Origin of the sequence: Mycobacterium sp., from assembly GCF_049585075.1 — a bacterium.
Classification (GTDB): domain Bacteria; phylum Actinomycetota; class Actinomycetes; order Mycobacteriales; family Mycobacteriaceae; genus Mycobacterium.
The window spans coordinates 1-10,177 of sequence record NZ_JBAUZA010000318.1; the positions used below are offsets into that span (position 1 = coordinate 1).

At 63.1% G+C, this 10,177-nt stretch carries 11 protein-coding genes and 1 pseudogene; 8 read left to right on the forward strand and 4 right to left on the reverse strand.

The window, feature by feature from the left end; translation table 11 throughout:
• The 3 genes and pseudogenes from WB785_RS15210 to WB785_RS15220 form a co-directional block, all read left to right on the forward strand.
• Positions 1–234 (forward strand): annotated as a pseudogene (locus tag WB785_RS15210) (SGNH/GDSL hydrolase family protein); the annotation flags it as partial.
• A 71-nt stretch (positions 235–305) separates the two neighbouring features.
• The gene (locus tag WB785_RS15215) at positions 306–1,268 is read left to right on the forward strand and encodes an anti-sigma factor RsbA family regulatory protein (RefSeq protein WP_424080156.1); all 963 of its coding nucleotides are present in this window, start codon (positions 306–308) and stop codon (positions 1,266–1,268) included.
• A 10-nt stretch (positions 1,269–1,278) separates the two neighbouring features.
• Entirely contained in the window at positions 1,279–2,769 is a 1,491-nt protein-coding gene (locus WB785_RS15220) for a M28 family metallopeptidase (RefSeq protein WP_424080157.1), read from the forward strand.
• A 19-nt stretch (positions 2,770–2,788) separates the two neighbouring features.
• On the opposite strand, the gene WB785_RS15225 is transcribed toward WB785_RS15220, so the two are convergent.
• Both WB785_RS15225 and WB785_RS15230 read right to left on the reverse strand, forming a co-directional pair.
• Positions 2,789–3,109, reverse strand: coding sequence for a hypothetical protein (locus tag WB785_RS15225; protein ID WP_424080158.1), 321 nt, complete (start codon positions 3,107–3,109; stop codon positions 2,789–2,791).
• A 63-nt stretch (positions 3,110–3,172) separates the two neighbouring features.
• Positions 3,173–5,059 carry a serine/threonine-protein kinase gene (locus WB785_RS15230; RefSeq protein WP_424080159.1) on the reverse strand — a complete coding sequence of 629 codons (1,887 nt, stop codon included), beginning with the start codon at positions 5,057–5,059 and terminating at the stop codon, positions 3,173–3,175.
• 275 nt (positions 5,060–5,334) lie between these two features.
• On the opposite strand from WB785_RS15230, the gene WB785_RS15235 reads away from it, so the two are divergent.
• The 5 genes from WB785_RS15235 to WB785_RS15255 all read left to right on the forward strand — a co-directional run bounded on the left by WB785_RS15235 (position 5,335) and on the right by WB785_RS15255 (position 8,762).
• On the forward strand, positions 5,335–6,447 hold the full coding sequence (locus WB785_RS15235; RefSeq protein ID WP_424080166.1) for a BTAD domain-containing putative transcriptional regulator: 1,113 nt from the start codon (positions 5,335–5,337) through the stop codon (positions 6,445–6,447).
• A gap of 72 nt (positions 6,448–6,519) precedes the next feature.
• Positions 6,520–7,266, forward strand: a complete 747-nt coding sequence (locus WB785_RS15240) for an AIM24 family protein (protein ID WP_424080160.1) — start codon at positions 6,520–6,522, stop codon at positions 7,264–7,266.
• Positions 7,267–7,378: 112 nt separating this feature from the next.
• Entirely contained in the window at positions 7,379–7,852 is a 474-nt protein-coding gene (locus WB785_RS15245) for a lipoprotein LpqH (RefSeq protein ID WP_424080161.1), read from the forward strand.
• A gap of 19 nt (positions 7,853–7,871) precedes the next feature.
• On the forward strand, positions 7,872–8,126 hold the full coding sequence (locus WB785_RS15250) for a hypothetical protein (RefSeq protein WP_424080162.1): 255 nt from the start codon (positions 7,872–7,874) through the stop codon (positions 8,124–8,126).
• Positions 8,127–8,384: 258 nt separating this feature from the next.
• Positions 8,385–8,762: an SHOCT domain-containing protein gene (locus WB785_RS15255; protein WP_424080163.1), complete on the forward strand. Its 378-nt coding sequence runs from the start codon at positions 8,385–8,387 to the stop codon at positions 8,760–8,762.
• Positions 8,763–8,773: 11 nt separating this feature from the next.
• Here WB785_RS15255 and WB785_RS15260 read toward each other — a convergent pair whose 3' ends face one another.
• On the reverse strand, positions 8,774–9,643 hold the full coding sequence (locus WB785_RS15260; RefSeq protein ID WP_424080164.1) for an LLM class F420-dependent oxidoreductase: 870 nt from the start codon (positions 9,641–9,643) through the stop codon (positions 8,774–8,776).
• A gap of 16 nt (positions 9,644–9,659) precedes the next feature.
• Positions 9,660–10,094, reverse strand: a complete 435-nt coding sequence (locus WB785_RS15265; protein WP_424080165.1) for a MarR family winged helix-turn-helix transcriptional regulator — start codon at positions 10,092–10,094, stop codon at positions 9,660–9,662.
• Between the last annotated feature and the right edge of the window lie 83 nt (positions 10,095–10,177).

Here is a 10,177-nt window from a genome sequence, read left to right on the forward strand (position 1 = left end):
CGTCACGTCTGCGCTCGGCTGGAAGAAGCCACCGCGTCGGCCGCGCAGGCGACCGGCTGCGAGCTCGTGCGCGCCGGGCAAGCCAGTCGGGATCATCACGGGTGGTCGGCGGACCCGTGGGCGGTGGGTGCAGGATGGCCGCTGCCATGGCGACCGACGCCGTTCCACCCCAACGCCGCAGGAATGCGCGCTGTCGCCGACTTGATCATCCAGCCGAGCGGCGGAGACGGTTAGTTTCGCGTCGCTTGGGTAAATCTACGGGGCGACCCTGCAGCGAAATCCTGGCGAGGTACCGAGCCGTCAATATGACCCTGACCGCGCACGCCCAAGTTTCTGGCTTTGACCACGCCGCGCTGATGTATCACTCGGAGCGCGAATACGTCGATTGGCTGGCGCCGTTCATCTCCGAGGGTTTGGACCAGGCGCAGCCGGTTTTGGTCGCAGTGCCGGGCGAAAAGCTGGCGTCGTTGCGTAGCGCGTTGGGTGACGCAGCGGTGAAGGTGACGATGGCTGACATCACGGGATTTGGCCGTAACCCCGGCCGGATCCTCGCTGCCCAGCTCGCCTTCGTCCAACGTCACCCAAGCCAGCACATCCGCATCGTCGCCGAGCCCCTTTGGGCGGGCCGCAGCGTGTTCGAACACTCCGCGTGTATGCAACATGAGGCACTGGCCAACATCGCGTTTGCGGACTTAAACGTGACGGGTCTGTGTCCGTACGACGCATCCTGCCTGGCTGAAAGCGTCCTGGCCGACGTCCGCCGCACGCATCCGCAGATCTGTCGGGGCGGATCGCGCAACCACAGCCCGGAGTACGCCCTCGACGCTGCGCTCGACCAGTGCAATCAACCGCTGGCGACGAATCCGGCCGCAGTGACGTTCACCGTCCACGAGCCGGCCGATCTGGCCGGCGCCCGCAAGTGCGGTCACCGCTATGGCCGGTTGCTCGGCATGTCCGCGGATCGACTGGCTGACCTCCTGTTGGTCGCCACCGAGCTGGCGACCAACAGCCTCGACCATGCCGACAGTGCATGCCGATTGGCGTTTTGGTACGAGGCCGGGCACGTGGTCTGCGAGGCGCGCGACATGGGCTCTTGGACAGATCCGCTCGCTGGCCGGCGACCACCCGCCGGGAAGGGGTTTGGCCCGTACGGGCTTTTCGTCGTCAACGCAACCGTCGATTTATTGCGCACCCACACGACGTCGGGTGGCACCACCATTCATGCGTACCTGCGGCTTGACGACTCAGGCGAAAACGGGGCCGTCTAACCTGGTCGCGATGGCTAACAAATCAAGACCGTTCCTCGCAGGGATTGCAACCGTTGCGGCGATTGCGTTGCTGTCCGGGGGGTGCGCGTCGTCTGACAGCGTCCAGCCGCTCAAGCGGGTATCGGCCCCGGATTTCGCCGCGGCGCTGCGCGGGCGGGTCAGCACCGACGCGATGATGGCGCACTTGAAGAAGCTGCAAGACATCGCCAACGCCAACGGCAACACCCGGGCGGTCGGTACACCTGGCTATGAGGCCAGCGTCGACTACGTGGCGGGCAAGCTGCGGGACAAAGGTTTTGACGTGCAAACCGTGCAGTTCGAAGCCCGTGTCTTCCACTCGGAAACGGGGTCGCTGACCGTCGGCGACAGAACGGTCGAAGCAAGGGCCTTGGAATACAGCCTTGCAACCCCACCCATCGGGGTGACCGGTCCGCTGGTGACTGCGCCGGATGACAGCCCGGCCTGCAATGCCGCCGACTACGGAAGCCTGCCGGTCAACGGGGCAGTGGTGCTGGTGGATCGCGGCACCTGCCCGTTCGCCCAGAAGGAGGCCGCCGCCGTGCAGCGCGGCGCCGTGGCGATGGTCATCGTCGACAACGTCGTCGAGGAGCAGATGGGCGGCACTCTGGGCGAGAAGACCGACGTCAAGATCCCGGTGGTCAGCGTCACCAAGCCCGACGGCGCGGCGCTGCGTCATGCCTCCGGGCCCGCCACGGTAAAACTCTCGGCGGAAACCAAGACCATCCAAGCCCGCAACGTCATCGCGCAGACCAAGACCGGCTTGACCAGCGACGTGGTGATGGCCGGTGCGCACCTCGACAGCGTTCCCGAGGGGCCGGGCATCAACGACAATGGGTCGGGGGTAGCCGCGATCCTGGAGACCGCACTGCAGCTGGGCAGCTCACCGGACGTTCGCAACGCAGTGCGCTTCGGCTTCTGGGGCGCAGAGGAACTCGGGCTGATCGGGTCGCGAAAGTACGTCCAGTCGTTAGATGTCAACGCGCTCAAGGACATTGCGTTGTATTTGAACTTCGACATGCTTGGGTCGCCCAATCCGGGCTACTTCACCTACGACGGGGACCAGTCGCTGCCGCTGGACAAGCGGGGCAATCCGGTGGTGCCTGAGGGCTCGGCCGGAATCGAACGTTCGCTGGCCGCGTACGTGAATTCGGCCGGCAAGACGCCGCGGGATACCTCGTTCGACGGCCGGTCCGACTATGACGGCTTCACGTTGGCGGGCATTCCGTCGGGCGGGTTGTTCTCCGGCGCCGAAGTCAAGAAATCCGCAGCGGAGGCAAAGCTGTGGGGCGGGACCGCGGATCAACCGTTCGACCCCAACTACCACAAGAGCAGCGACACCTTGGACCACATCGACCGTGCCGCGCTTGGCATCCTCGGCGGCGGTGTGGCCTATGCGACCGGTCTGTACGCCCAGGATGTCACCGGCCGTAACGGTGTTCCGGTTCGCGAAGACCGCACGCGCAACGAGCTGGCCAAGTAATCGGCGTGCCGCGGGCGAGTCACAGGCCGGGCAGGCAGATGGGGGCTCCGTAGCACGGGGGCGGGCCATGAGGCGGGGGAGTAGCTCCATCCCAAACAAACTGGCCGACATTGCCCATGCCGCCGACGGGAACCCAGAACCAGGTGTGGCAGATATTCGTGTCCCAATGGACATCGTCCATCGGCAAGGGCTGTCCCGGGCACCATTGGTGGGGTACCGAGAAATTGTCTCCGGGCTGGGCCGAAGCGGTATCTGCGGTCAGCACCAAACCGGCCACCGCGACGCCGCCCGACAGTAATGCCGCGGCAACGATCCGCGTCGGAGTGTGGGTGATGTTCATGGACAGAACGGTAGTCCGCGGCTCTGAATGAATCTTTAACGGTTTGCCCGGCATCTTTGTCGGCTAATCGCCGGTGCGCTCGAACTTGTCTTCGAAATCACCGCCAGCGCAAGCACTTTCGGTTGTTACATTCTGCCCGGTCCCGGTGAGTACCGGAATCGGTTCCTGCAGCGGGTCAGGCAGCGGGTATTCCGCAGTGAGTTTGATATGCGCCGTCCCACCAAGATTGCACGGTACGGTGCCCTCATCCTCGCGGGTCCACTTTCCACCACCGAAGACCAGTGGCACAACACCGTCGGGTGCATGAAATAAGCTCATGCACCGATCGCCAGTGCGAAGACACTCGGTACGGACAGCCAGATCGTCTTGTCCCGGCGCAGAATTGCCATTCGAGTAGGTGATCGTTTCGTGGTAGCGGCCGTGAAGCGCTGAGGCCGGGGACGCCGCCCGCGGCGGCAAGGCGGCCGGGTCTTGAACCTTGGCGACGTCGGGATCGCCAGTTCGCGTGAAGGTTACGCGCCGCTTTCCGGCGCTGCAGCTGTTGGTGGTGGACCTGGTAGTTTCGCCTGACAGAGTGCCGTCGGGCTGTGGTTGCAGGGTGAACACCACCCAGACTTCCGACGGAGCGTTATTACACTGCGTTGAGCCGAGGCCCACGGCCACCCAATTGCCGCCCACATCATCGAACACCAAATTCGAGACCAGCACGATTCCGCTGCCACCCAGGTACGACGCCGTCGCCACACAACCGCCCGCGCCGCACGTCGAGCGCACGCCCCAGTTGGCAGTCATCGCCGGCGCACCGGCGACCGGTTTGTCTTGGAGATCGGTGCCCGGACCATAATCCGCCCGGTAGGTGCCAGTGAACGAGTGGGCATTGGCGGTCGTGGTGGCCGACGGGGTGCTATGAGTCGAGCTCGCGACACTTGACTGGCTGCGGTGGCCGAAGAGCTTGACTCCGGCGAAGATGCCACCCGCGATGACGAGCAACGGGATGACCACAAGCGCCGCAAGCCAAGCCTTGGAACGCGAAACCCGCGGTACGCCGGGCCCGATCGCGGAGGCTGTCGCAACGCGGCTTGACTGGACCGGCGGTGGGGTGTGGAAGTGGACCGGCCGGGGGCCGAGCTGGTGCTGCAATGCTGTAGCGAATTCTCGACAGCTGGAAAACCGATCGGCGGGCGCTTTGGCCATCGCCCTGGCTAGCACCGGATCCAGCCCAGCCAAGTCTGGGCGGCGTTGCTCGAGCGACGGCGGGGGGGCCATGCAATGTTTGGTGATGACCACCGCGGGATTGGAGTCGACATAGGGTGGCGTGCCTGTCAATAGGTGAAATGCGGTGCAGGCCAAGGCGTACTGGTCGGCACGCCCGTCGAGCGACTCACCCTTCAATTGCTCGGGCGCCGCATAAGACACCGTGCCCACCGCCATGTTCGTCTGGGTCAGTCCCGATATGTCATCGATGCGGCGAGCTATTCCAAAGTCGGCCAGGAAGATTCGTTGCGAATGAGAGTCCAGCAAGATATTGGCCGGCTTGACATCGCGGTGCAGCAGTCCCCGCTGATGCGCATAATCCAACGCCGAGCCGACCCCAGTGATGATCGCCAACGCATCAACGAGGGGCATTCCGCTCGAGTAGTGCTCGCGCACAAGTCCACCCGCATCGGTGCCGGCCACGTAATCCATGGAAATCCAGAACTGCTCTTCGTATTCGCCGCGGTCATGGATGCCCAAGATGTTGGGATGCGACAAGCTGGCCGCCAAATCGGCCTCACGCAGAAACCGCTCCCGATATTGGGTGTCGGCGGTCAACTCCGCCGACAACACCTTCAGCGCGTCTTGGCGCGGTAACCGCGGATGGGCCGCCAAATACACCGTGCCCATGGCGCCGGCGCCCAGCACCCGCAGGATCGTGAATCCCGCGAACAGTTCGCCCACCGACACCGGCATGGGCCAAATCCTAAGCCCGCCCTTTCAGCGGCATGATCAATTCAAACCGATGACGGCCAGCTATGCTGCTGTTGTTTAGCTGACTTACTCTTTGGCCGCAGGAAACGTCATGATCAGCGAGGGGTTGGGGGCGCGACGCGCCTTTGCGGGTGCTATTGCCATGGTGGTGGTCGATGACTAAGCCTTCAAAGGCTCCGCTCAGCACCGGACCGGACGAGGCGACGGACGGCGGTGCAGTTCAAGGGGTCCAATTCGGTGTGTTGGGCCCGTTGCAGATGACCGTCGGCGGCGCGTTGGTGCCGTTGGGCACGCCGAAACAACGCGCTGTGCTCGCGCTGTTGGTGGTCAACGCCAATCGACCGGTGGACATTGACACGCTGATCGGCGCCGCCTGGGATCAGCGGCCACCGCAAGGAGCGCGAGCCACCCTGCACGCCTACATCTCCAACTTGCGTCGCCTGATGAGTAGCGCGGGCATTGATCGGACACTATTGGCCAGCGCATCGCCGGGGTATCGACTAACGATCGGTAAGGATCAGTACGACCTCGGGCGTTTTCGCACCGACAAGGACGCCGGCGTGCATGCCGCGGCCGCCGCGGAGTTCGAACTGGCGAGCCGGCACATGGCCGACGCGCTGGCCCAGTGGCGCGGCCCGTTCTTGGAGGACCTGCGCGACTTCCAATTCGTTGAGACCCTTACCACAGCCCTCGATGAGGAAAAAGTTCTCGCCCACACCGCACATGTTGAGGCTGAAATCGCCTGTGGTCGACCACAAGCCGTGATCATGGAGCTGGAGGTGCTGATCGCCGAGCATGCCTACCGCGAGCCGCTGTGGGCGCAGCTGATCACTGCCTACTATTTGGCAGGCCGCCAATCGGATGCTCTCGACGCCTACCTGCGGCTCAAAGCCACTCTGGCCGAAGACTTAGGCATTGACCCCGGGCCCCAGCTACGTCAGCTCTATGAGCAAATTTTGCGCCAGGAACCTGTAGATGTGCGCAACGCCGCTCAAGCCCACGCCGAAGACACCCTGGTGTCTTCTGTCGCCGTCCAAAGCGGTTCGGCCACAATTCGCCGTCCCGTCGCCGCGGCGTTGCGCGGTGCTGACGGTCATCGGTATGCGTTGGCCGGTACGGCAACCCGGATCGGGCGCAGTTCCGATAACGACATCGCGCTGTCCGACGTTAAGGTCAGCCGTCATCACGCTGTCATCATCGACAGCGGCGCGACGCTTGTGATCACCGATCTGGGATCAGCGAACGGGGTCCGGGTGGGTGGGCAGCGGATCGACACCAGTGCTGAACTGCGCGAGGGCGACGTCATCCGCATCGGCGATCAGGAATTCACGCTCGAGATCAACCTCCACCAACTGGGCCAGGCTACTTAAGATCTATTAAGCCGTTCGACGGACTCTGTTGACAGCCGGGAAGCCGGGACTGACAACCGAGAAGAGTTCATCATGACCAAGATCAGCGGCAGCAACACACCCCAAGCAAATTCCTATCGGCCAGAGCCTCCGCAGCTGCTGCCGACCACTATCGCGGACGGCAGCGCGCCGGGTGTCTACTACCGCATCGACGGAGAGTTGGTGCCGGTGCTGCACATCTGGTTGGACGGCAGCGTGCCAGTGTTTTTCGAGCACCATGTGGTGTTGTGGAAAGACCCGGCGCTGGCCATCGGGATCAAAGGCAAGGGTGCGTTTAAGCGGATGATCGCCGGCATGCAGCTGCTATTGACCGAGGCGCGCGGCCCGGGGCAGGTCGCGTTTTCCCGCGACGGTACTGGCCATGTGTTCCCGCTGCATCTGCGTCCTGGCTCCGCCGTCGAGGTGCGTGAGCACCAATACCTCGCGGCGACAGGCAATCTGGAATACGGATTCAGCCGGCAGAAAGGCCTTAAGAACATGATGTTCGGCTCAACCGGCTTTTTCGTGGACCGATTCGCCGCGACACAGTCTGAGGGCGTGGTGTGGCTACACGGCTACGGCAACGTGTTCGAAAAAGTGCTCGGTCCCGGCGAGCAGATCGACGTGGAGCCCGGCAGCTGGATATACCGCGACGAGAGCGTGCGCATGGAGCCACAGCTTTATGGACTGCGCACGGGAATGTTCGGCGGCGGCGGAAATCTCATCTTCAACCGCTTTACCGGGCCGGGGCGTGTCGGCATCCAGTCGATGTACATGGACATGTCGACCGGCGCGGAGTGAGCGTTACCTGCCGAATAGTCCATTAAGGATCCAGTAAGCCTTATCCCGCAAAGTATTACGCATCGCGATCAGCGATGAAAAACGATCAACGATGAAGAAAAGGAGCGTAGCGATGCAACGCGAAATCATGATCACGGCCAGCGCGGCGGCAATCCTCGGTGTGGCGTTGGCGGGCTGCTCTGGCAGCAAGTCGATCAGCACACCCAATGGTGGGGTGGCTGCGGCCAGTTCGTCGAACACCAAGGTTGTCATCGACGGCCAGGATCAAAACGTCAAGGGTCAGGTGGCTTGTGCTCGCACCGCCGGCACCGTGAACATCGCCATCGGTGGGCCGGCCGCCGGCCCAGGCGGCGGCACGGGCATTGGTGCGGTGTTGACCGATGCCAATCCGCCCGGGGTGACATCTGTTGCGTTGGGCAATGTCAACGGCGTGGCGTTGGGGGTCGGTGGGACCACCGGCAGCGCCAAGGCCACCAAGGACGGCAACTCCTACAAGATCACCGGCACGGCCAGCGGCGCGGACCTGTCCAACCCAATGGGAGGACCGGTGACCAAGCCCTTCGAAATCGACGTCACCTGCCCATAACACGAAAGGAAAACCGGAAATGAAAATCCTGCCCGCCAATATCGAGGAACAGATCGACCGCGTCGATCGCAACCGCAGCCTGATCATCGGGATCGGCAGTGGAGTGCTCGCACTCTGGTGCCTCTACCGTGTGCTCTGGTCGTTTTACCTCATGATGACCTACGACTTCCTGTTCGGGTCGTTGTTGTTTGGGGTCGTGCTGTGGGGCGTGGTTGGCGCCGTCGCGACGATCACGGCCATCGGGTTCTTGACCCGCTATGCCAGGCGACCTTGAATCGTCGCCTAACCGACTATTGCCGATCTCGTGCCGTCTGGCGCGAGATCGGCAATGTCTTTGCGGCATAACGAAAGCCAGCTGACACAGGGCGTCCTCACCGACCGACTCCGGTTCACGGCGGCCCCAGAAACGCAGCAACTGGATGTAGCGCTGCCGGACCTGGTTGCCGTCTAATGTCCGCCGGTCCATTAAGGATCCAGTAAGCCTCATGCCGCAGAGTGTTTCAAATCACCAATGGCGAAAAGGAATACGACGATGAACAACAACTCCAGAGTAGTGCTCTCCGCGATTGCCGCTCTGTTCGCGATATCGCTGATAGTGCGGTTTGTGGTGCTGAGCCAAGCCGGCGTACCCGGCATGTGGATCTTCTACCTCGGCCTGCCGATCGGAGGCGTCGTCACAGTGCTTCTGCTCTTGCTGCGACTGGGGCTGCTCAACTTCGGCGAAGGCCCGAGAGCCACAGTTCAGCACTGGCAACACAACACAACTGTGCAGCCGCCGCAGCAGTCTTCTCCGTCGTGGGCAACGCCGTCAACGCTGCGCCTCCAGGAACTCGAGGACTTGCGCACCAGCGGTGCCATCTCGGACACCGAATATGCAGCAAAGCGTGCGGGGATCATATCGGGCATCTGACCCACCGTCGGTCAACCGATCTCAGCAACCTTGGGCATGAGTTCTTCTCCAAACCGCTGCACGAAGCCAGCGGGATCCGGGTTGCCCGGCACCGGACCTATGTTGATCATCTCGATGCCCAGTTCGGCGTAGCGTTCAAGCGTCTTGAGATATCCGTCAATGTCAGCGAATGGATCGGCAAACAGACCAACGGTTTTGCGGATCTGAGCGACGTCGCGGCCCACCGTGTCGCAATGGCGCGTCAACACCTCGATCTTGTGCTCGAGTACGTCGGGCTCGGAATCGGTGCTGTTCCAGACGTCGGCGTACTGTGCGACCAGTCGCAGTGTCTTCTTCTCGCCGCCACCGCCTATCAAGATCGGCGGGCGACGGATCGGCTGGGGGACGCAGATGGTCTCGGCCAGCTGATAGTGCTTGCCGTGGTAGGGCCCATTGTCGTCGCTCCACATCTGCAGACAGATCTGCAGAGTCTCTTCGAGCATCTCGAACCGCTCGCGCAACGGCGGATAGGGGACACCGAGCGCGACATGCTCGCGCTCATACCAAGCAGCTCCGATGCCGAACGCCGCCCTGCCCTCTGACAGCACGTCGAGCGTGGTGACCGTCTTGGCCAGCACCCCTGGGTGGCGATAGGTGACTCCGGTGACCAACATCGCCAGGGTGATGCTGGTTGTCCGGCCCGCCAGAAAGCCCAGCGACGTGTAGCCCTCCAGGAACGGATCCTCTGCGCGCCCAACACTTTCCATCTGGAAGAAATGATCCGCCAGGGTGAACATCGTCGCCCCGGCCTCTTCGGCGGCCTTGGCGGTGGCGAGCAGTGCCGGCGTCAGATTCGCCGGATTGCCCGGCAGAAAGTCGATGAAGTGAATTCCCAATTCCATTTCCTAGCTCCCTTCGCTAATCGGTCAAGCGCTGGAGCAGGGTCAACGCGTCGAGGATGACGCGGCGTTCCCGCTCTGAGTAGCGCTCCTGCATGGCACGGGCCAGCCATTCCTCGCGGACCTGACGGTCGCTTTCCGCCCGGCGCCGGCCAACGGCGGTCAATGAGATCACTTGGCGCCGACCGTCGTCGGGGTCGGGCGCGCGCCGGATCAGATCATGGCGGGCAAGCCCGGCCAGTATGGTTGCCATCGACTGCGGCCGCACCCGCTCGGCGGCAGCCAACACGCTGGCCGAGGATGCTCCTTCTTTCCAGAGCCGGGTGAGTACTGCGGTCTGCGACGGCGTCAGATCACTTCCGGTCGAGACTTCTCTCAACTGGCGCCGTAGCCGGCTGAACATCACTCGCAGGTCTCGGGCTGCTGCCCCTGCGGATTCGCTGGTCCCATCCACCAGCGCCAGCCTAAACTAGACAGTTCAAACTGTCCAGTTTTAGCTGTCGACCATGCTAAGTGCTGTCGCCGCGGAGTTCCCAG